This is a genomic window from Vibrio atlanticus (genome assembly GCF_024347315.1).
GTDB lineage: Bacteria > Pseudomonadota > Gammaproteobacteria > Enterobacterales > Vibrionaceae > Vibrio > Vibrio atlanticus.
Window position 1 is genome coordinate 529,437 of the sequence record NZ_AP025460.1, and the last position, 22,263, is coordinate 551,699.

Below are 22,263 nucleotides of genomic sequence, written 5' to 3' on the forward strand. Positions count from 1 at the left end.
AAGTGTACTGGAGGGCTCCATGGCTGTAGCTGCCAATAAACGTTCTGTAATGACTCTTTTCTCAAGTGCTTCTGATATGTATAGCCATCAGGTGCGCATTGTTCTTGCTGAAAAAGGCGTAAGTGTTGAAGTTGAGTTGGTTGATGAAAAAAATCTACCAGCAGAGCTTGTTGAACTGAACCCGTACAAATCAGTACCTACTCTTGTTGATCGTGAGCTTGCTCTATATGACTCTAAGATCATCATGGAATACCTAGATGAGCGTTTCCCTCATCCACCATTGATGCCTGTATACCCGGTTGCTCGTGGTAACAGTCGTCTAATGATGTACCGAATTGAGCGTAACTGGTATTCAGTTGCAGAGAAGATCGTTAAAGGCAATGCTGAAGAATCTGAAGCAGCTCGCGTGAAATTACGCAACGACCTACTAACTCTTGCTCCTATCTTCGCTGAGTATGAATACTTCATGAGCGAAGAGTTTAGCCTAATTGATTGTTACCTAGCTCCGCTACTGTGGCGTTTACCTGAGCTTGGTATCGAACTGATTGGTCCTGGTTCTAAAGAACTTAAGATTTACATGAACCGCGTATTCGAACGTGATTCATTCCTAGCTTCTCTAACGGAAGCTGAGCGTGAGATGCGACTCGTTCGCTAAGCGTTTATGGATATTTCAAATATGACTCCACGCCGACCATACATGCTTCGTGCATTTTATGAATGGCTGGTTGATAACGAACTGACTCCACACTTGGTTGTTGAAGCAACATTGCCGGGCGTGAGAGTTCCAGACGAGTTTGTTCAAGATGGTCAGATCATTCTGAACATCGCGCCTCGTGCGGTTGGACAACTTGAACTGGGTAACGAAGCTGTGACGTTTAGTGCTCGCTTTAGTGGTCGTCCACACTCTGTGATCGTTCCGCTATACGCAGTACAGGCTATTTATGCTCGTGAGAATGGTGCTGGTACCATGTTTGAACCTGAAGAGGCATACATGGACGCGTTTGAAGAAGGGATTGAAGAAAGTCCTTTTGAAGAACCAGAAAAAGGCCCATCTTTGAGTGTTGCAACAGCAGACGTAGATGCTGAAGAGTCTGACTCAGAACCTGAGCCATCTCGTCCAGCGAAAGGTCGCCCAAGTCTTCGTGTTATCAAATAGCGTTATTTTTTAGATAACTCCAAATACAAAAAAAAGCAGCGATTTATCGCTGCTTTTTCTTTTTGTACTAACTGACTTTTATTAATCTGATTCATTTCGTTAGGCTTTACCAACCAACCAACCAACCAACCAACCAACCAACCAACCAACCAACTAACAAGCAGCTAAGCAACTAAGTTAGCTAAGTAAATTCAGAGGGCGTTAGTTTACCGAATTGTCATCGTCACCATATTCAAACGCTCGAATCACCTGCTTCACACCAGAGATATTACGCGCAACTTCTGTCGCGATATCAGCGTGTTCTCGAGAAACTAATCCAAGCAGAAATACTTCTGAATCTTCAGTAATGACTTTGACTTTGATACCGTTAAGCTCAGACTTGGCAAGTAGGGCAGACTTCACTTTAGTGGTAATCCAACTGTCTTTGCTGATAGCACTAACAGACAGTGGCTCTTTCACTCGGATCTGGTTGTGTATACTTTCAACTCCCGTTACTGCTTTAGCTTGGCTTTCAAAAGCACGACTTTCAGCATCTGTCGTTGCTTGCCCCATCAGTACTACTGAACCACGGTAAGAGCTTGCTGTGACACTGACGTTGCCGCGAAATGGCGGTTTATTGGTCATAGCTGCAACTTCAAATTCGATATTGTTGTCGCTCCAAATCTCTTTGGTGGTTCGTGTATCTGTGACTAGATTTGCAGTAGTTGCTGCACCAGCAATGAAAAGACCAGCACAACCAGATAACGACAGTGTAAGTAGCGAAACACTAATCAGCTTAAGCAGCTTCATAGAAGTTAATGATTTCATCGTGATGCTCCGTATATCACTCTTCGTGAGCTGGGAAGAGTACTTGATCGATTAGGTCACATAAGCAGTGTAGTGTCACCATGTGTACTTCGTGGATACGTGCTGTACGGTGTGAGGGAATACGAATTTCTACATCGTGCTCACCAAGCAGGCCAGCCATTTCACCACCATCTTTACCAGTAAAGGCGATGATTGTCATATCACGTGTTACCGCAGCTTCCATTGCTTTGATGATATTTTTACTGTTACCACTAGTAGATATAGCCAGTAAAATATCGCCAGTTTGACCAAACGCGCGCACTTGCTTAGAGAAGATCTCTTCGTAGTGGTAGTCGTTTGCCACCGCCGTTAATGTGGTGTTATCAGCAGTGAGAGCCATTGCTGGAAGACTAGGGCGCTCGGTTTCAAAGCGATTAAGTAGGCAAGAGACAAATTGCTGAGCATTCGATGCCGAACCACCGTTACCACAACAAAGAATCTTGTTTCCGTTAAGCAGGGTTGCAACCATTGCTTGAGCGGCATGCGTGATTGCGTCTGGCAGAGCTTCTGCCGCCGCAATTTGGATTTGAATACTTTCTGTAAAACTTTCTTTGATGCTGTCTAGCATGTTTATCCTTGGGTAATCGCGTTTTGAATCCAGTCGATAGTGTCATTCGGCCCTTCGATGGCAATGATATCAAACCTGTAATCTGTAGAGTGTACCGACAAGCCTTGCTGCATAAGCCAAACATTGGCTGTTTTGAGTAGCTTTTGTGACTTGTTGGCTGTCACCATTTCAGCGGCATGTCCGTAGCGTGTTTGCTTGCGGTATTTTACCTCAGTAAACACAACCGTATTGTTATGGCGCATTATAAGATCAATTTCGCCACACTTTGCTATGAAGTTTTCTTCAATTAACGATAAACCGTGGCGAACTAAATAATTCTTTGCCACGGTCTCGTATTTATCACCCACTTGTTTGTGGGTGATTGTTGGCTTGGATAGGAACTTACGGCTAAAAAGCCCCATGCTCTGCCCAGCTGATTTCACGTTGAACAACACAGTTGTTGTCGATGGTTAATACGCCGGTTTCACCTGTAATGCTGTAATCTTGTACGGCTTTCATCTGTGGTAGTGCATCCATTAGATAGTATGCATCCATTCCTAGAGCTTGTAGACGCTTTTGGCTGTTCGAGTGTGAAGGCCATAGGTCATTAAGCGCTTTGTTAAGCTCGTTTTTGTTCTCGACCAATAGCGGGATATCGCTGTAGAAGACACCCGTTAGGTCTTCATATTGCTTGTCACCGCTGTTGCTGCGTGAGTTTGAAAACAGTGCAGGTTGGCTAGCATCAGGGTTAATTGCAACTTCAATGAAGGGCTTGATGAGTGTTAGCTCTGAGTTCTTAGCGACAATGTAGACAGAATCGATATCACGACGACTGCGTGGCTCTGTTTCTAGGTCTAAGTTAAGTAGCCCATCCATTTGAGCGATACGTTGTTGGCTCTCTTGTAAACCAAAAATCTGATTCACATTACGCTGCAGTTGGCGTTTGTCAGAGAAGAAGCTGATTGCAACGTCGTTGTTGCTGTATTTCTGCCACTCTTCGTTAAATGCTTGCTTAACGCGGTCACCTAAGCGTCCTTTGGGTGCAAGAATAAGTGGGTACTTATAGCCTTGTGCAAAAAGGTGTCTCGCAGCCTGAGCGACTTCTTGTTCTGGCGATAAAGCGAGATAACAAATATTAGTATCTGGTTCTAGCTGAGTTGGAATATTAAGAGCTAATGCTGGAATCGAGTTTTCGTGGTTTTTCTGCGCTTGTTGAAGCTTGGTGATATTGCTCTTAATCAGAGGGCCAACGATGAAATCAACGTTATTCTCTTCCAGTTTCGCTTTAATTTCAGCGGCATTTTGTACGTTGGTATCCATTACGGTCAACGTTGCATCTTCTTCACGCTCTTTGTCATTCATCATCGCAAAGATGAAACCATCACGCACAAGTTGTGCTTGCTTACCGTACTTACCTGTTAGCGGCAGCAGCAGCGCAGTGCTGGTTGGTTTGCTGATCTCTAGTGCCAAGATGTCGGTGATCGCTTGAGGTGTATAAAGCGCTGCTGGGTGACGGGGGTTTTCAGCTAACCAATCAGCTAGGGTTTCCTGTAGGTTTGGAAGGTTCGAATTCAGCGTCTTCATGTAGATAGCCAGTTGCAACCAACCTGAAAGCACATCTTCTGTCGGCGATGTTTTCAGTTCTAGAATCTCGTATTGAGAGTAGCTATTCAGGTTCTGCCAAATACGGTCGGCCGTTTGCTGTTGGCTTTCGTCGCTAGCGTCCAGATATTCAGAATAAAGGACTAATTCACGGCTCGCTTCGAAATACTCATTCTGTATTTCAGAAATGTTGGCGCGTAGCTCGTGATAATCTTTCCATTGCTCGTTCGGAAGCTTCCACCAAGGTTGAAAGTTCAGTTGGCTGTACGCTTGCTGTGGTTGCGAGTTATTCACCAGCAGTTGAGCGCGAGCTAGTTGCCATTCTGCTTGTTGAACTTCACTCAGCTCTTGTTTGGCTAAGCGTTTGATCAGCAGAGTCGCTTGATCGGTTTTTCCAGCTTGCACAGAAGCCTTAAGCGCCATGATTAACCAGTCGTTTTGTAGACTTCCTTTGCTACTATCCGCCTGCATCATGTAACTTTCAGTTGATTGCGCTGGATCTCGTGTAATATCAACACGCGTTGGTGCTTGAGGACCTGAAGAACAAGCCGCCAATGTAATTGCTAATGCAATTGGAGTGAGTAAGCGTGGTACACTGAGTCTCTTATGGTTCATCGTTGCCATGAGTTCTTTAAATTCCGTATAAATTTGTATCTATATTAATCGTTGAAGTGATGGTAAACAAATGACAGATAACAAAACCTTGCTCACAGAGAGCCCAACTCTCTATATTGTGCCAACCCCAATCGGAAATTTGGGAGATATCACTCAAAGAGCAATTGAAATTTTATCAAGTGTCGATGTTATTGCAGCCGAAGACACACGCCACACGGGTAAGCTGCTTGCTCACTTCAATATATCAACCAGAACGTTCGCTTTACATGATCATAATGAACAAACTAAAGCACAAGTTCTAGTCGAAAGGTTATTAGAAGGTCAGTCTATCGCATTAGTCTCTGATGCGGGTACTCCTTTAATCAGTGATCCAGGTTACCATCTTGTCTCACAATGTCGTCAAGCGGGTGTGAGAGTTGTGCCACTTCCTGGTGCTTGTGCTGTGATTACCGCACTAAGTGCGTCTGGTTTGCCGTCTGATCGTTTCAGCTTTGAAGGTTTCTTACCGCCAAAGAGCAAAGGTCGTAAAGACAAGTTCTTAGAGATCGCAAAAGCAGAACGCACGTGTATCTTCTACGAATCTCCGCACCGTATTACTGATTCTCTACAAGACATGCTAGAGATCTTAGGCCCTGACCGTGAGGTTGTGTTGGCGCGTGAGCTAACCAAAACCTTCGAAACCATCCAAGGTCTGCCACTTGGTGAACTTATTGAGTGGATTGAAGAAGACGCAAACCGTAAACGCGGTGAGATGGTATTGCTAATTCACGGTCACCGTGAAGAAGCGAGCACAGAGTTGCCAGACGAAGCGACTCGCACGCTGGGTATTCTAACCAAAGAACTGCCACTTAAAAAAGCAGCGGCGATGACGGCAGAAATCTACAATCTGAAAAAGAACGCTTTATACAAATGGGGCTTAGAGCATCTAGACAACTAGATAGCTCTTTATAGACTAGATACCTATTTATAGAGTAGCTAACCTGTATTGAAAAGCTTGTGAGGAGTGATGGTAATACCGTCGCTCCTTTTTTTGTGCTTGGATTGTGTGAAATTCGTGCACTTGCTTAATGGTTTGCAGCATATTTGTGATCTCGCTAGACACTGCACACTAATCTCTATACAATCCGCCCTCGGAGTTGAACGGGTAATCGCTGCTTTGCTGATGTCCTTCGGGAGACTGACGTTGAGGTCCTTCGGGAAACTGACGTTGAAGTCCTTCGGGAGACTGGTAGAGGGGAGGAACGTCCGGGCTCCATAGAGCAGGGTGCCAGATAACGTCTGGGGGGCGCGAGCCCACGACAAGTGCAGCAGAGAGAAGACCGCCGATGGCCTCATTTCTTCGGAAGAGGCACAGGTAAGGCTGAAAGGGTGCGGTAAGAGCGCACCGTGCGACTGGCAACAGTTCGTAGCAAGGTAAACTCCACCCGGAGCAAGATCAAATAGGCCCTCGCATTGCGCTGCTCGCGTATGGGGGCGGGTAGATTGCTTGAGCCTGTGAGCGATTGCAGGCCTAGACGAATGGTTACCGCCGCGCAAGCGGAACAGAACCCGGCGTATGTGTCAACTCCACCTATATAAAGAACCCATCATTACTTAACGGTAGTGATGGGTTTTTTGCTTTATATTGACGTTAATTATTTAGATTTCCTTAGAATCCATCATCTTGATATGAGCTTGGGTCAAAAATTCCCAAAGCCTATACACAATATGGTGGAGATACGGCGTGAAATCAGTAAACTAAAACGTTAATAGAACATATTATTGCCGAACTAATGGCTCAATCCATTCACTGAGAAGACTATGACAGAAGCATTCAAACATATTTCAGTATTGCTTAACGAATCTATTGACGGACTTGCGATCAAACCTGACGGTACCTATATCGATGGTACTTTTGGCCGTGGTGGTCACAGCCGTACAATCCTGTCTAAACTGGGCGAGAATGGAAGACTCTTTAGTATCGACCGCGATCCACAAGCGATTGCCGAAGCACAAAAGATTGATGACCCTCGTTTTACGATTATTCACGGCCCGTTCTCAGGTATGGCTGAATATGCAGAGCGTTATGACTTAGTCGGTCAAGTGGATGGCGTATTGCTGGATTTAGGTGTCTCTTCACCACAGCTGGATGATGCTGAACGTGGCTTTAGCTTTATGAAAGATGGCCCGCTTGATATGCGTATGGACCCAACAACCGGCATTCCTGTTTCTCAGTGGTTGGTTGAAGCTGATCTTGATGACATCACATGGGTTATTCGTGAGTTCGGTGAAGACAAACACGCTCGTCGTATCGCGAAAGGCATCATTGCTTATCAAGAGAATGAAGAGAACGAACCGCTAACGCGCACTGGTCAACTGGCTAAGCTTATCTCTGATGTCGCTCCAAAAAGCTTCAAAGAGAAAAAACACCCAGCAACACGTGCTTTCCAAGCATTCCGTATCTACATTAACAGTGAACTAGAAGAGATCGATACAGCACTGAAAGGCGCGGCAAGCATTCTAGCTCCTCAAGGTCGTATCTCTGTTATCAGTTTCCACTCGCTTGAAGACCGTATGGTGAAGCGCTTTATCCGTAAAGAGAGCCAAGGACCGCAAGTACCACATGGCCTGCCACTAACTGAAGAGCAGATCAAAGCGCTAGGCAGTGCCGATCTGAAACCAATTGGTAAAGCAATTAAGCCTTCTAAAGATGAAGTGGATGAGAATACTCGTTCGCGTAGTTCAGTACTACGAATCGCAGAAAAGCTATAGTCAATGAAGACCTCCAAACCCAACTTAGCCAAGATAATCTTTTTTGATTTGATCTCCGTGGGTAAAGTCCCATTGGGGCTTCTTATCTGCATCTTTGCGAGTGCGATGGGGGTCGTTCTTACGACACATGTATCACGTCAGGCGATTACGCAAAAAGACATGGCATTGGTGGAGCGGGAACAGCTTGATGATGAGTGGCGAAATTTAATGCTTGAAGAGACGGCGCTAGCAGAACACAGCCGCGTTCAAGCATCGGCAAAAAGAGAGCTCGACATGAAACGTCCAGACTCCGACAAAGAAGTTGTGATCACACTGAAATGACCGGTAAAAAGGAAAAAGCACCCGCAAAACCCGTTAATGAATCAACGAAAGAGCGAGTGAAGAGCGAAAAGGATTCGGATCCAATTCTTATTAAATGGCGTTTCAACGTTGTTATTGCTTTCGTGTTTCTAGCCTTTGCTGCACTCGTTGGCCGTGTGGCTTACATCCAAATCATTGAACCCGATAACTTAATTCGTCAGGGCGATCTTCGCTCAGTGCGTGTTAAGGCTATTCCTTCTGCTCGTGGTATTATCTCTGACCGCAACGGCGAGCCGCTTGCTGTGAGTGTTCCCGTTGAAGCCGTATGGGCCGACCCAAAAACGATTTTCGATAAAAATGGTATGGCCCAGATTGATCGTTGGTATGCGTTAGCCGATGTACTTGGCCTACAGCGACAATCGATGATCGATAAGATCTCTAGCAATAAATCCCGTCGATTTATTTATCTACAAAGACAAGTTAGCCCTGCGATGGCTAAGTATATCCGTGAACTTAAGCTGGTGGGTGTGGGCCTAAAAGCGGAATCTCGACGTTACTACCCTGCTGGTGAAGTCAGTGCACACCTTATCGGTGTGACCGGAATTGATGGGCACGGCCTGGAAGGGGTTGAACGCAGTTACGATAAATGGCTTACGGGCGAAGCAGGCAAGCGAACGATTCGTAAAGACCGCTACGGACGCGTTGTCGAAAACATTGCGTTAGAAGAACGCGAAGAAGGCAAACCACTAGAACTCACCATCGATCAACGACTGCAGGCGATAGCCTATCGAGCGATTAAGCAAGCGGTGGCCGATCATAAAGCGACCTCAGGCTCTGCAGTATTACTCGATGTGAAAACGGGCGCTGTGTTAGCCATGGTCAATGCACCGTCTTACAACCCGAACAACCGCTCTGATTTACAAAGCTTTAAAATGCGAAACCGCGTGCTGACCGATGCTATGGAGCCTGGCTCAACAGTGAAACCTTTTGTGGTGCTCGCCGCATTAGAAAATGGTACAGCTGATGCGAAATCTATTATTGATACAGGTAATGGCATCATGCAAATTGGAGGTAGCCGAGTACGTGATACCTCTAAAGTGGGCAAGGCTGATTTAGCCTTGATCCTTAAAAAATCAAGTAACATCGGCGTTGCGAAATTAGCGCTTGATATGCCGCTTGAAGCGTTACTTGGTATGTACAGTTCGGTTGGTTTAGGCGAAATGTCTGGGCTAAATCTCGTGGGTGAAACGAGTGGTATTTTTCCTAACCGTCGCCGTTGGTCCAAGTTCGAAATCGCGACGCTATCGTTTGGTTATGGCTTATCTGTGACCCCGCTTCAGTTGGCTCATGCTTACGCAACGTTAGCCAACAAAGGCATGTATGAACCGATTCATATCATTAAAAGCAACGACCAAGACTTCTCAAAGCAGATCATCAAGCGTGAAAATGCAGAGATGGTATTGCAAATGTTAGAAGGCGTGACTCAAAAGGGCGGAACTGCAACCAGAGCCGCTGTTCCGGGTTATCGAGTTGCGGCAAAAACGGGTACATCTCGTAAAGCCGCTGCGGGTGGCTATAGTGATGAGTATATTGCTATAACGTCGGGTTTTGCTCCAGTCAGCGATCCAAGAGTAGCTCTGGTTGTCGTAGTCAATGAGCCTCAAGGTGACCTTTACTATGGCGGTTCAGTCGCTGCCCCCGTTTTTTCTGAAATCATGAAGGGTGCACTGCAAATACTGAATGTCCCTGCTGATGAAAATAAGTTTCAAGAATAGAGCCAATCAGGATTCAATATGAGTAATAGCCTCACGCTGTCATCTTTACTTTCTCCTTGGGGTGACTTTAGTTCACCTGAGCTGGATGCGATTGCCGTTGAACAGTTGGAGTTGGATAGCCGTGCCATAAAAGACGGCGATATTTTTGTTGCTGTAGTTGGGCATGCTGTTGATGGCCGTCGTTTCATCGACAAAGCCGTCGCTCAAGGTGCGAAAGCTGTCATTGCACAAGCGAGTGATGACAAAGTTCATGGCTTGATTGAGTGGTTGGATGCTGTTCCGGTTGTTTATATTAAAGACCTTAACTTGGTGTTATCTGAGTTGGCCGGTCGTGTTTACTCGTCTCAAGCGACTAAGTTGATTGGTGTTACTGGCACCAATGGCAAAACCACCATCACCCAATTGATAGTTCAGTGGCTTGACCTTTTTGGTCAACGTTCTGCGGTAATGGGCACCACAGGTAATGGCTTCTTAGATAATCTAAAAACCGCGGCGAATACCACAGGTAGTGCGATTGAAATACAACGCACACTGAGTGAGTTAGCGGAAGAAAACTCGGCTTACACAGCTATGGAAATATCTTCTCATGGTTTGGTGCAAGGCCGAGTAAAAGCGTTGGATTTTGAGGTTGGTGTGTTCACTAACCTGAGTCGTGATCACCTTGATTACCACGGCACGATGGAAGAGTACGCATTGGCTAAGAAAAGCCTGTTTACTCAACACAAATGCAAACATGCAGTGATCAATGTGGATGATGAAGTCGGCAAAGCGTGGATGGCAGATTTGTCCAATGCAATAGCTGTTTCATTGCTTCCGTTGTCTGATTACCAACAGTCGGTGTGGGCATCTGATGTCGCCTATGCAGAAACTGGGATTAAGCTCTCTTTCGATGGTAGCTGGGGGCAAGGTGATCTTTCGGTTCCATTGATTGGTCAGTTCAACGCATCAAACGTACTGGTTGCTTTCGCGACCTTGCTGTCATTAGGTATCGATAAGCAAATCTTGGTCGACACTGCGCCTCAGCTGCAACCTGTGATTGGCCGAATGGAGCTATTCCAAGTGCCGAACAAAGCAAAAGTCGTTGTCGATTACGCGCACACGCCCGATGCGCTAGAAAAAGCATTGGCAGCATTGCGTGTACACTGCTCTGGGCAACTGTGGGCAATCTTCGGCTGTGGTGGTGATCGTGACACCGGTAAGCGCCCAATGATGGCGGTAACGGCAGAGCAGTTCGCCGACAAAATTATTATTTCAGATGACAACCCTCGCAGCGAAGATCCTGCTTTGATTGTTAAAGACATGCTGGCTGGCTTAAGCGAACCAGAATCTGCATTCGTCGAGCACGATCGCTATCAAGCGGTTAAGTTTGCCCTAGAACAGGCTGGCAGTAATGACATTATTCTTTTGGCTGGTAAAGGCCATGAGGATTACCAAGTATTGAAAGACGAAACGATCCATTACTCAGATCGAGAGTCTGCGCTACAACTTTTAGGTATTTCATAATGATTGATGTATCACTCGAGCAGATTTGTTCAGCGATGAGCGGTCAGCTGATTGAGGCTGGCAAGTCGAGCAATAGTGTTATTAATGCGGTTTCTACTGACACTCGAACCGTTGAAGAGGGCGCACTGTTTGTTGCTCTTGTTGGCGAGCGCTTTGATGCGCATGACTTTTGTCATCAAGCGGTAGAGGCTAATGCGAGCGCGTTGTTAGTCGAACGAAAACTTGACCTAAATATTACTCAGGTGGTTGTTGAAGACACTAAACTTGCTTTAGGTCTGCTAAGTGCTTGGATTCACGAGCAATGTAACGTCCCAACCATGGCGATTACAGGCAGTTGCGGTAAGACGACGGTTAAAGAGATGGTGGCAAGTATTCTACAACAACGTGGCAAGGTGCTGTTTACCGCGGGTAACTTCAATAATGACATTGGTGTACCGCTAACCTTGTTACGCAGTGAACCTAGCGACGACTATGCGGTGATCGAATTGGGCGCGAATCATATTGGTGAAATCGCCTATACCACGCAGCTTGTGAAACCACAGGTGGCGTTAGTTAATAACGTAGCTGCAGCGCACCTAGAAGGCTTTGGGTCTATCAATGGTGTGAAACAAGCGAAAGGTGAAATCTTTCAGGGGCTTGCTGCTGGTGATACTGCTATTGTTAATCTAGAGAGCAACGGTGGTGACTTTTGGAATGACGTGCTTGCAGATAAAAGCGTGCTGACATTTTCAGAAAGCGACAGCAAGGCGGATTATTTTGCCAAGAATATTCGCATCAATGAGCAAGGTGAAGCGTGCTTTGATATGCAGACACCTCAAGGTTCCATATTTGTTGAGCTTGGTATCATCGGTCAACATAACGTAGCGAATGCATTAGCAGCTGCAGCGTTGAGCATCCAATTTGGAGCCTCGCTTGATGAGGTGAAAAATGGTTTAGCGAATCTGATCTCTGTCAAAGGGCGAGTTGAGGTTCAACAATTAAGTCAGAATATCAAACTCATAGATGACAGTTACAACGCCAGCGTACCAGCAATGAAGGCGGCAGCGAAGCTACTCTCGAGCTTCAAAGGTCAACGTTGGTTAATTTTAGGTAATATGGCTGAATTAGGCGATGAAAGCCTTGCACTTCACCGTCAAGTCGGTGAATATGCTGCCCCATTCGCTTTTGAGCATGTACTTACTTACGGTGATGATACCAAGGTGATTAGTGAGGTCTGTAATGGTACCCACTTTACAACGCATCAAGCGATGATCGCGCACATAGAGCAGCACCTAAGCTTGCCAGAAAGCGTGTCACATACCTTATTGGTAAAAGGCGCGAATAGTGCAGGAATGAGTAAAATAGCCGCTGCTTTAAAGGAGAACTTTTCATGATAATTTGGCTTGCAGAGCTACTACAGCCACACTTTTCTTTTTTCCGTTTGTTCGAATACTTATCGTTTCGTGCAATCGCGAGTATTTTGACGGCGTTATGTCTGTCACTGTGGATGGGACCTCGTTTAATTGAGCGTCTGCAAATGCTACAAATTGGCCAAGTTGTTCGTAATGACGGCCCTGAATCTCATTTCAGCAAACGTGGCACGCCAACCATGGGTGGTGTGATGATCCTTGCTGCGATCATTATTACGGTATTGATGTGGGCTGATCTCTCGAATCCTTATGTTTGGGCTGTATTAGTTGTACTTGCTGGTTATGGCGCGGTTGGCTTTGTTGATGACTACCGTAAAGTCGTTCGTAAGAACACCGATGGTTTGATCGCTCGCTGGAAGTACTTCTGGCAATCAGCAATTGCGTTAGTCGTGGCGTTTGCTCTGTATGCTCACGGGCACGATACTGCAGCAACTCAATTGGTTGTTCCTTTCTTTAAAGATGTGATGCCACAACTTGGTTTACTGTACATCGTACTAACTTACTTTGTTATTGTGGGAACCAGTAACGCGGTAAACCTAACAGACGGCCTAGACGGCTTGGCCATTATGCCAACGGTTATGGTTGCGGCTGGTTTTGCTGTAATTGCTTGGGCGACCGGTAACGTTAACTTTGCGTCATACTTACACATTCCATACATCCCATACACCTCCGAGCTGGTTGTGGTATGTACTGCTATCGTAGGTGCTGGACTTGGTTTTCTATGGTTTAACACCTACCCAGCACAAGTATTCATGGGCGATGTTGGCTCGCTAGCGCTTGGTGGTGCTCTGGGTGTGATCGCTGTGTTAGTTCGCCAAGAGTTGGTATTGGTTATCATGGGCGGTGTGTTTGTAATGGAGACCTTGTCAGTGATACTGCAAGTTGGCTCTTACAAATTGCGCGGTCAGCGTATTTTCCGCATGGCACCAATTCACCACCACTATGAACTGAAAGGTTGGCCGGAACCACGTGTCATCGTGCGTTTTTGGATCATCTCAATGGTATTAGTACTGGTTGGCCTAGCAACGCTGAAAGTTCGTTAATCCTATGTGAGCCTCTTAATTAGAGGCTCTTTAAAACTATTAAGAGCATCTTGTTTAAATGGAACGTTGGCAAAATATTCAAAATGTAGTGGTTGTGGGGCTCGGTATTACCGGGCTCTCTGTCGTTAAACATCTCGTAAAATATCAACCTCAGACTCATGTGAGAGTGATTGATACACGAGAACTACCACCAGGAAAGGAATCTTTACCTGAATCGGTAGAACTGCATTCTGGAAGTTGGAATAGCCAATGGTTAGCGGAAGCTGATTTAGTGGTTGCTAACCCAGGTATCGCCTTAGCGACCCCTGAAATACAAGATGTTATTCAAGCGGGAACTCCGGTTGTTGGCGATATTGAACTGTTTGGTTGGGCGGTAGACAAACCCGCCGTGGCCATAACAGGCTCCAATGGCAAGAGTACGGTGACCGATCTAACGGGTGTGCTTGCTAAAGCTGCTGGTCTTAACGTTGGCATTGGTGGCAACATCGGTATTCCTGCCTTGGATCTTCTTGAGCTTGATGCCGATTTATATGTCCTTGAGCTTTCAAGTTTTCAGCTAGAGACAACGTCCAGTCTAAACCTTGCAGCAGCGGCCTTTTTGAACCTGTCAGAAGATCATATGGATCGCTACCAAGGTATGGACGATTATCGTGATGCCAAGTTAAGAATTTTTAATCATGCTCAGTGTGCGATTGTAAACCGCGAAGACAAAGAGACTTATCCAGAGCATACGATGCCGTTGGTGACATTTGGTCTCGATGACCAAGAGTTTGGTGTTGCAACGAGTAGTGGCATCGAATGGCTAGTGGATAACAATGAACTGATAATTCCTACCCAAGATTTAACATTGGTTGGACGTCATAATGTGGCGAATGCGTTAGTCTCTTTAGCACTATTGAAGCAAGTAGGTATTGATTACAGAAAGAGCCTTGAAGCTCTGAAAGCTTACAATGGCTTAACTCATCGTTGCCAAGTGGTGGCTGATAAACGCGCGATCAAGTGGGTCAATGACTCAAAAGCGACCAACGTAGCCAGTACATTGGCGGCTCTGTCGGGATTAGAATACCAAGGTACTTTATATCTCTTAGTCGGAGGTGTGGGCAAAGGTGCTGACTTTAGGGAGCTTAAACCCGTGTTGGCGCAACTAGACCGCGTACAACTGTGTTGCTTCGGTGAAGATGCTGCGCAATTTATGCCATTACATCCATCGGCTAAGACGTTTGATACCATGCGTGACATCATCGAGAGTATCTCTGCACAATTGGTGTCGGGTGACATGGTGATGTTGTCTCCTGCATGTGCAAGCTTCGATCAATTTAATAACTTCATGGCGAGAGGTGATGCGTTCACTGAACTTGCTCATGAGTATGCCTAACGTGTTGAAGGACTAACATTCAGTGCAAAGAGTGAAAGAGATTAATCAATCTATTTGGCAATGGCTTAACCGTGCCACACCAGAGGCGCTCTACGATCGTCAGTTGGTATGGATTGCTCTTGGACTGATGCTGACGGGCTTGGTAATGGTAACGTCGGCTTCGTTCCCAATCAGTGCTCGTTTAACCGATCAGCCGTTTCACTTCATGTTCCGCCACGCCATTTTCCTGGTGTTAGCGTTAGGTGTATCCAGCGTAATATTACAAATCCCGATGCAGCGCTGGTTTCAATACAGTATGTACCTATTGGGCTTATCCTTCTTTTTGCTAGTGGTGGTGTTAGCCGTCGGTAAGTCGGTTAACGGTGCCTCACGTTGGATTCCTCTCGGGCTGTTTAACTTACAACCTGCTGAAGTCGCTAAGTTATCTCTGTTTATCTTTATGGCGGGCTATTTGGTTCGTAAACAGGATGAAGTGAGAAAAACCTTCTTCGGTGGTTTTGGTAAACCGATCATGGTGTTCGGTGCCTTTGCGGTGTTGCTACTTGGCCAGCCCGATTTGGGTACCGTTGTCGTAATGTTGGTTACCTTGTTTGGCATGTTATTTATCGCAGGTGCTAAGCTGTCACAATTTATAGCCTTAATGGTGGCAGGTATTGCTGCCGTTGTGGGATTGATTGTTATTGAGCCTTATCGTGTTCGACGTGTTACGTCATTCTGGGAACCTTGGAGTGATCCGTTTGGTAGTGGTTATCAGCTAACTCAATCATTGATGGCGTTCGGTCGTGGTGATTGGATGGGGCAAGGGCTTGGTAATTCAATTCAAAAACTCGAGTACCTACCTGAAGCACACACCGATTTTGTTTTTGCTGTACTGGCTGAAGAGTTGGGTTTTGTTGGCGTAACCTTAGTGTTGATGCTGATCTTTAGTTTGGTTTTTAAAGCTATTTTTATTGGCAAAAAAGCTTTCGAAAACGACCAAGTGTTCAGCGGTTATCTGGCGTTTGGCATTGGTATTTGGTTTGCCTTTCAGACGCTTGTTAATGTCGGTGCCGCTTCAGGTATTGTTCCGACCAAGGGGTTAACCTTACCGCTGATCAGTTACGGTGGCTCAAGCCTTATCGTGATGTCAGTAGCGGTTTCTATGCTGCTGCGTATCGATCATGAATGCCGAGTGCAACAAAAAGAACAAGCCGACAATCAAAACGAATTAGTAGAATAAGAATCTAACGTTATGAAACAAAACAAAAAACTTTTAGTGATGGCTGGTGGTACTGGCGGTCACGTTTTCCCTGGGTTAGCGGTGGCGAAAAAGCTTCAGCAACAAGGTTGGGAAATTCGCTGGTTAGGAACTGCGGACCGAATGGAAGCGGATCTGGTGCCAAAGCATGGTATTGAGATCGACTTCATTAAGGTGAAAGGCCTGCGTGGTCAAGGCATTAGCAAGCTAATTAAAGCGCCGTTCCAGATTATTAATGCCATACTTCAAGCCAGACGACATATTAAAGCATGGCAACCTGATGTGGTGCTTGGCATGGGTGGTTACGTCAGTGGCCCGGGTGGTATCGCGGCTTGGTTATCTGGTATTCCAGTGGTTCTACATGAACAAAATGCAGTGGCAGGTTTAACCAACCAATGGCTGTCTAAGATTGCTAAAAAGGTTTTCCAAGCTTTTACTGGTGCGTTTCCTACCGCAGAAGTGGTGGGTAACCCGGTACGCGAAGATGTTGTTGCCTTAGCTGACCCCGAGCAACGCATGGCTGAGCGTGATGGTGACATCCGCATCTTGGTTATGGGCGGTAGCCAGGGCGCAAAAATCCTGAACGATACCTTGCCAGTAACGATGGCGCAGCTTGGTGAAGGCTTCACAGTGGTGCATCAAGCGGGTAAGAACAATCAACAGCAAGTTATTGAACAATACAAATCACATTCTGTAGATAATGTTCAAGTGACTGAATTTATTGATGATGTGGCGCAAGCTTATGAGTGGGCAGATCTATTAGTGTGTCGCTCTGGTGCATTAACCGTATCTGAAGTGTCTGCTGCTGGTGTAGGTTCTATTTTCGTTCCGTTTATGCACAAAGACAGACAACAAGCGTTGAATGCCGATCATTTAGTCGAATGTGGCGCAGCGTTAATGATTGAACAGCCTCAACTGACGGCTGATAAGCTCGCGAACACTATCGCGCAGCTTGATAGAAATGAATTAAAAATGATGGCAACAAAAGCTCGTCAAGCCGCCAAGCTTGATGCTGATGTGACTGTCGCTGAAGCGATTAAAGCTTTAGCAAAATAATGAGATTGAATTGATGACGATTGAACATACCCAAGACTTAGCGCAAATCCGTGCAATGGTGCCAGAGATGCGCCGTGTTAAATCTATCCACTTCATTGGTATTGGTGGTGCCGGAATGAGCGGGATTGCTGAAGTCTTGCTTAATGAAGGCTACCAGATCACAGGTTCTGATATTGCTCAAAACCCAGTGACAGAACGCTTAGTTAGCAAGGGGGCTACTGTTTACGTTGGTCACCAAGCAAGTAACGTTGCCGATGCAAGTGTTGTGGTGGTTTCAACCGCTATCAACGAAGAAAACCCAGAAATTATTGCTGCTCGTGAAGCGCGCACACCGATCGTTCGTCGTGCTGAAATGCTGGCTGAGCTGATGCGTTTTCGTCACGGCATTGCTGTGGCAGGTACACACGGTAAAACAACCACGACTGCGCTAGTGACACAGATTTACTCGGAAGCAGGCCTAGATCCAACCTTCGTAAACGGTGGTTTGGTGAAAAGTGCAGGTACTAACGCACGTTTAGGTTCGAGCCGTATTCTTATCGCTGAAGCTGATGAAAGTGATGCGTCATTCTTACATCTGCAACCAATGGTTAGTATCGTCACTAACATTGAAGCTGATCATATGGACACTTACGGCGGCGATTTTGAAACGCTGAAGCAGACGTTTATTGATTTCTTACACAACCTGCCATTCTACGGTCAGGCTGTTATGTGTGTTGATGATCCTGTAGTGCGTGAGCTTATTCCTCAGGTTAGCCGCCAAGTGATTACTTACGGTTTCTCAGAAGATGCGGATATTCGTATTCAGAATTACGTGCAAGAAGGCCAGCAAGGCAAGTTTACGGTGGTACGTGAAGGTAAAGCTAACCTTGATATCACGTTAAACATTCCGGGTCGTCACAATGCATTGAATGCCTCAGCAGCGATTGCTGTTGCAACAGAAGATGACATTAGCGATGAAGCGATTCTAAAAGCGATGGCGGGAACCGAAGGTACTGGTCGTCGTTTCGATCATCTAGGGGAGTACGAAACAGGTAAAGGCGTTGCAATGCTGGTTGATGATTACGGTCATCACCCAACCGAAGTTGACGTGACCATTCAAGCTGCACGAAGTGGCTGGACTGATAAACGTCTTGTTATGATCTTCCAACCGCACCGCTACAGCCGTACTCGTGATCTATATGATGATTTTGCGAATGTTCTTGAACAAGTTGATGTCCTAATTCTGTTAGATGTTTATTCTGCAGGTGAGAAACCTATTGCAGGGGCTGACGGGCGTTCATTAAGTCGAACTATTCGCGGGCGTGGTAAGATAGATCCAATCTTTGTTGCCGATATCAACGCACTGCCATCGGCTTTAGCCAACGTCATTCAAGGCGGTGACCTTGTTTTAACGCAGGGTGCAGGTGATGTTGGTCGTGTTGCTAAGCAACTCGAATCGTTACAGTTAGACATTAATAATATGCAGAACGCGTAGCAGAATACTGTCTACAGACTGTGGTCAATCGCTCACTTCTTGCGATTGACCTAAAATTGACCAAAAATCTTATTATCAACGTTTGATAGTTTGATTTTGCTCAGTATAATTCATAGGTTAAAGTAAGTGCTTTTACCTCTATTACGAAGATAGGGAATAGAATTGCGAACCAACGACAGGGAATGCGGGCTTTGGTAGAAAGTACTTTTAGCGAAAACCGCCACCTATTCAGTTTACCGTCGCTCAAGAAACACGCCTTAGGCGGGTCTTTTTTTGTCATGGTATTACTATTCATTGGGTTTCTTTTCTATACCACACTAACTTGGATGTGGGACGATCAGAGATTGCCTCTCTCCAAAATAGTACTGCAAGGCGACTTAACTTATGTAACCGCTGGTGATGTTCAACATGCCTTTAGTGAGCTAGAGCATATTGGAACATTCATGTCTCAAGATATTGGCGTGTTGCAACACAGTTTAGAAGCGTTGCCTTGGGTTTCTGTTGTCTCGATTCGTAAGCAGTGGCCAGACACAATAAAAGTATTTTTGACTGAGTATCATGCAGCAGCTATCTGGAATGGCAATATGCTGTTGAATGAAGATGGTCAGGTGTTTAATGGTGATATTGGCCTTTTGAAGGGTGATAGAGTTAAACTTTACGGTCCAGATGGCACTAGCCAACAAGTGATTGAAAAGTGGCGACAGATAACGCCTTTAATTAACAGCCTAGGGTTAACCGTTACCTCGCTCGTTCTCAATGAGCGTCGCGCCTGGCAAATCATTCTAGACAACGGTATTCGTTTAGAATTAGGTAAAGATTTTTTAGATGAGCGTGTTGAGCGCTTTATTTCGCTTTACAACGAATTAGGTAGTAAGGCGAATCAAGTGAGCTACATCGACCTCAGGTACGATACGGGAGCCGCTGTAGGCTGGTTTCCAGAGCAAGAGTTAGAAGAGAGTACAGATGACTAAGACCGCAGATGACAACATAATCGTTGGTCTTGATATAGGCACTGCGACCATATCAGCTCTAGTTGGTGAAATATTGCCTGATGGTCAAATCAATATCATTGGTTCTGGGCAAAGCCCATCCAGAGGTATGGATAAAGGTGGTGTAAACGACCTAGAGTCGGTAGTTAAGTCGGTTCAGCGAGCTATTGATCAAGCAGAGTTGATGGCGGAATGCCAAATCAGCAATGTATTTATCTCGCTATCGGGTAAACATATCGCAAGCCGAATTGAAAAAGGCATGGGCACTATCTCTGATGAAGAAGTGTCTCAAGACGATATGGATCGAGCGATCCATACCGCGAAATCAATTAAAATAGGTGATGAGCAGAGAATTCTGCACGTGATCCCACAAGAATTTACCATTGATTATCAAGAAGGGATTAAGAACCCACTTGGTTTATCTGGTGTTCGAATGGAAGTCAGTGTTCACCTAATTTCTTGCCATAGCGACATGGCGAGAAACATTATTAAAGCTGTTGAACGATGTGGTCTCACTGTAGAGCAAATCGTGTTTTCAGGACTTGCCTCAAGTAATGCGGTAATTACTGACGACGAGAGAGAGCTTGGAGTCTGTGTTGTTGATATTGGTGCTGGTACTATGGATATCTCCATTTGGACTGGCGGCGCACTGCGACACACAGAAGTCTTTTCCTACGCAGGAAATGCAGTAACCAGTGATATTGCCTTCGCTTTTGGCACGCCAGTGAGTGATGCTGAAGAGATAAAAGTAAACCATGGTTGCGCTCTGAGTGAACTCGTAAGCAAGGATGATTCTGTTAACGTCCCTAGTGTAGGTGGCCGTCCATCGAGAAGTTTGCAAAGACAAACTTTGTCGGAAGTGATTGAACCACGTTACACTGAACTTATGGGGCTCGTTAACCAAACTATTGATACGGTTCAATTACAGCTACGAGATGAAGGTATTAAACACCACCTTGCAGCTGGCGTCGTTCTCACTGGTGGAGCGGCACAAATTGACGGATTGGTAGAGTGTGCGGAACGTGTTTTCCGCAATCAAGTTCGAGTTGGTAAGCCGTTAGAAGTTAGTGGTTTAACCGACTATGTTAAAGAGCCGTATCATTCTACGGCGGTTGGTTTACTTCATTACGCAAGAGATTGTCAGATCAGCGATGAAGGTGATTACAGCGAACCTAAGCGTTCAGCACCTTCTATGTCTGGTTTATTTGGTAAATTGCGTAATTGGATACAAAAAGAGTTTTAACCTGAGTTGCAGGAAAAAACGGAGATAACACATGTTTGAACCGATGATGGAAATGTCTGACGATGCAGTAATTAAAGTCGTTGGAGTTGGTGGCGGTGGCGGTAACGCTGTTGAGCACATGGTGCGTGAATCAATCGAAGGTGTAGAATTCATCAGTGTTAACACTGATGCACAAGCACTTCGTAAAACAAGCGTTAGCAGCGTGATCCAAATTGGTGGTGATATCACTAAAGGTTTGGGCGCTGGTGCAAACCCACAAGTAGGCCGTGATGCAGCTCTCGAAGATCGAGAAAGAATTAAAGAAGTTCTAACTGGCGCCGATATGGTCTTTATCGCAGCTGGTATGGGCGGTGGTACGGGTACAGGTGCTGCTCCAGTTATTGCTGAAGTTGCGAAAGAGCTGGGTGTGCTAACGGTTGCTGTTGTAACTAAGCCATTTAGCTTCGAAGGCAAAAAGCGTTTAGCGTTTGCTGAGCAAGGTATCGAAGAGCTGTCTAAGCATGTGGATTCTTTAATTACGATTCCAAATGAAAAGCTACTTAAGGTACTTGGCCGCGGCGTCACTCTGCTAGAAGCTTTCGCAAGTGCAAATGATGTACTTAAAAATGCTGTACAAGGTATCGCTGAGCTAATTACTCGCCCAGGTATGATTAACGTCGATTTCGCGGATGTTCGCACCGTAATGTCAGAGATGGGTCATGCAATGATGGGTAGCGGTATCGCAAAAGGCGAAGACCGTGCTGAAGAAGCTGCTGAAACGGCAATTTCTAGCCCACTACTAGAAGACATCGACCTAGCTGGTGCTCGTGGCGTTCTTGTGAACATCACAGCAGGCCTAGATATGCGCTTAGATGAATTCGAAACAGTAGGTAATACAGTTAAGGCATTCGCATCTGATAACGCAACAGTTGTGATTGGTACTTCTCTAGACCCTGATATGACGGATGAAATCCGTGTAACTGTTGTAGCAACAGGTATCGGCACAGAGAAAAAACCAGACATTACACTAGTTGCTGGTGGTAAAGCTAAGGTTGCACCAACTCCTCAACCACAGGTAGCGGCTCAAACTGCACCAAAAGTGGAAGATAAAGTGGCACAACCATTGCAAGAAAAAACTGAGGTAAAACCTCAAGTTAAGCCGCAGCCAACAACGTCACCTGTTTCTTCAGGTACAGGCGCTAGCCAAAGTGCAGCACCTAAAGCTGAGAAAGAGAGTGGATACTTAGATATTCCGGCATTCTTACGACGTCAGGCTGATTAACAAATACCCAAAGTTTGACTATCGTCGAATTAATGGTAAAATTCGCGGTCGGTAAATACTGACCGTGATTTGTAGCACTGA

General features: G+C 45.7%; 20 protein-coding genes and 1 other RNA gene. 17 read left to right on the forward strand and 4 right to left on the reverse strand.

Features of this window, described 5'->3' with window-relative positions; genetic code table 11:
- The first annotated feature begins 19 nt into the window (after nucleotides 1-19).
- Both sspA and sspB read left to right on the forward strand, forming a co-directional pair.
- Nucleotides 20-655: a stringent starvation protein SspA gene (gene sspA / locus OCV30_RS02545; protein ID WP_009848943.1), complete on the forward strand. Its 636-nt coding sequence runs from the start codon at nucleotides 20-22 to the stop codon at nucleotides 653-655.
- A gap of 21 nt (nucleotides 656-676) precedes the next feature.
- On the forward strand, nucleotides 677-1,156 hold the full coding sequence (gene sspB, locus OCV30_RS02550; RefSeq protein WP_209439711.1) for a ClpXP protease specificity-enhancing factor: 480 nt from the start codon (nucleotides 677-679) through the stop codon (nucleotides 1,154-1,156).
- A 201-nt stretch (nucleotides 1,157-1,357) separates the two neighbouring features.
- Here sspB and OCV30_RS02555 read toward each other — a convergent pair whose 3' ends face one another.
- The 4 genes from OCV30_RS02555 to OCV30_RS02570 are packed head-to-tail and all read right to left on the reverse strand — an operon-like array spanning nucleotide 1,358 to nucleotide 4,775.
- Complete coding sequence (locus tag OCV30_RS02555; protein WP_065680338.1) at nucleotides 1,358-1,963, reverse strand: BON domain-containing protein; 606 nt, start codon at nucleotides 1,961-1,963, stop codon at nucleotides 1,358-1,360.
- 16 nt (nucleotides 1,964-1,979) lie between these two features.
- Nucleotides 1,980-2,570, reverse strand: a complete 591-nt coding sequence (locus OCV30_RS02560; protein WP_004729817.1) for a phosphoheptose isomerase — start codon at nucleotides 2,568-2,570, stop codon at nucleotides 1,980-1,982.
- Nucleotides 2,571-2,572: 2 nt separating this feature from the next.
- Nucleotides 2,573-2,971, reverse strand: a complete 399-nt coding sequence (locus OCV30_RS02565; protein WP_065680337.1) for a YraN family protein — start codon at nucleotides 2,969-2,971, stop codon at nucleotides 2,573-2,575.
- Entirely contained in the window at nucleotides 2,958-4,775 is a 1,818-nt protein-coding gene (locus OCV30_RS02570; RefSeq protein WP_065680336.1) for a penicillin-binding protein activator, read from the reverse strand. Before OCV30_RS02570 ends, OCV30_RS02565 begins: the two co-directional genes overlap by 14 nt.
- Before the next feature lie 61 nt (nucleotides 4,776-4,836).
- Between OCV30_RS02570 and rsmI the strand changes: the two genes are divergently transcribed.
- The 15 genes from rsmI to ftsZ all read left to right on the forward strand — a co-directional run bounded on the left by rsmI (nucleotide 4,837) and on the right by ftsZ (nucleotide 22,182).
- Nucleotides 4,837-5,703 (forward strand): 16S rRNA (cytidine(1402)-2'-O)-methyltransferase, encoded by an 867-nt coding sequence (rsmI, locus tag OCV30_RS02575; protein ID WP_009848948.1) that lies wholly within the window; start codon nucleotides 4,837-4,839, stop codon nucleotides 5,701-5,703.
- A 195-nt stretch (nucleotides 5,704-5,898) separates the two neighbouring features.
- Nucleotides 5,899-6,338: RNase P RNA component class A (gene rnpB / locus OCV30_RS02580), an RNA gene on the forward strand.
- A gap of 228 nt (nucleotides 6,339-6,566) precedes the next feature.
- Nucleotides 6,567-7,517, forward strand: a complete 951-nt coding sequence (rsmH, locus tag OCV30_RS02585; RefSeq protein WP_009848949.1) for a 16S rRNA (cytosine(1402)-N(4))-methyltransferase RsmH — start codon at nucleotides 6,567-6,569, stop codon at nucleotides 7,515-7,517.
- A gap of 3 nt (nucleotides 7,518-7,520) precedes the next feature.
- Nucleotides 7,521-7,838, forward strand: coding sequence for a cell division protein FtsL (gene ftsL / locus OCV30_RS02590; protein WP_009848950.1), 318 nt, complete (start codon nucleotides 7,521-7,523; stop codon nucleotides 7,836-7,838).
- Complete coding sequence (locus tag OCV30_RS02595; RefSeq protein ID WP_065680335.1) at nucleotides 7,835-9,592, forward strand: penicillin-binding transpeptidase domain-containing protein; 1,758 nt, start codon at nucleotides 7,835-7,837, stop codon at nucleotides 9,590-9,592. Before ftsL ends, OCV30_RS02595 begins: the two co-directional genes overlap by 4 nt.
- Nucleotides 9,593-9,610: 18 nt before the next feature.
- Nucleotides 9,611-11,095: a UDP-N-acetylmuramoyl-L-alanyl-D-glutamate--2,6-diaminopimelate ligase gene (gene murE / locus OCV30_RS02600; protein WP_065680334.1), complete on the forward strand. Its 1,485-nt coding sequence runs from the start codon at nucleotides 9,611-9,613 to the stop codon at nucleotides 11,093-11,095.
- The gene (locus OCV30_RS02605; RefSeq protein ID WP_065680333.1) at nucleotides 11,095-12,468 is read left to right on the forward strand and encodes a UDP-N-acetylmuramoyl-tripeptide--D-alanyl-D-alanine ligase; all 1,374 of its coding nucleotides are present in this window, start codon (nucleotides 11,095-11,097) and stop codon (nucleotides 12,466-12,468) included. Before murE ends, OCV30_RS02605 begins: the two co-directional genes overlap by 1 nt.
- Nucleotides 12,465-13,547, forward strand: coding sequence for a phospho-N-acetylmuramoyl-pentapeptide-transferase (gene mraY / locus OCV30_RS02610; RefSeq protein WP_009848954.1), 1,083 nt, complete (start codon nucleotides 12,465-12,467; stop codon nucleotides 13,545-13,547). Before OCV30_RS02605 ends, mraY begins: the two co-directional genes overlap by 4 nt.
- 58 nt (nucleotides 13,548-13,605) lie before the next feature.
- Complete coding sequence (gene murD, locus OCV30_RS02615; RefSeq protein ID WP_065680332.1) at nucleotides 13,606-14,922, forward strand: UDP-N-acetylmuramoyl-L-alanine--D-glutamate ligase; 1,317 nt, start codon at nucleotides 13,606-13,608, stop codon at nucleotides 14,920-14,922.
- Nucleotides 14,923-14,944: 22 nt separating this feature from the next.
- Nucleotides 14,945-16,141, forward strand: a complete 1,197-nt coding sequence (gene ftsW, locus OCV30_RS02620) for a cell division protein FtsW (protein WP_065680331.1) — start codon at nucleotides 14,945-14,947, stop codon at nucleotides 16,139-16,141.
- A 12-nt stretch (nucleotides 16,142-16,153) separates the two neighbouring features.
- The gene (murG, locus tag OCV30_RS02625; RefSeq protein ID WP_065680330.1) at nucleotides 16,154-17,215 is read left to right on the forward strand and encodes an undecaprenyldiphospho-muramoylpentapeptide beta-N-acetylglucosaminyltransferase; all 1,062 of its coding nucleotides are present in this window, start codon (nucleotides 16,154-16,156) and stop codon (nucleotides 17,213-17,215) included.
- Between the two features lie 13 nt (nucleotides 17,216-17,228).
- Nucleotides 17,229-18,689: a UDP-N-acetylmuramate--L-alanine ligase gene (gene murC, locus OCV30_RS02630; protein ID WP_065680329.1), complete on the forward strand. Its 1,461-nt coding sequence runs from the start codon at nucleotides 17,229-17,231 to the stop codon at nucleotides 18,687-18,689.
- A gap of 278 nt (nucleotides 18,690-18,967) precedes the next feature.
- Nucleotides 18,968-19,660 (forward strand): cell division protein FtsQ/DivIB, encoded by a 693-nt coding sequence (locus OCV30_RS02635; RefSeq protein WP_370736713.1) that lies wholly within the window; start codon nucleotides 18,968-18,970, stop codon nucleotides 19,658-19,660.
- The gene (ftsA, locus tag OCV30_RS02640; RefSeq protein WP_004729844.1) at nucleotides 19,653-20,921 is read left to right on the forward strand and encodes a cell division protein FtsA; all 1,269 of its coding nucleotides are present in this window, start codon (nucleotides 19,653-19,655) and stop codon (nucleotides 20,919-20,921) included. The genes OCV30_RS02635 and ftsA overlap by 8 nt, the downstream gene beginning before the upstream one ends.
- A gap of 31 nt (nucleotides 20,922-20,952) precedes the next feature.
- Complete coding sequence (gene ftsZ / locus OCV30_RS02645) at nucleotides 20,953-22,182, forward strand: cell division protein FtsZ (protein WP_012603216.1); 1,230 nt, start codon at nucleotides 20,953-20,955, stop codon at nucleotides 22,180-22,182.
- The last annotated feature ends 81 nt before the right edge of the window (nucleotides 22,183-22,263 follow it).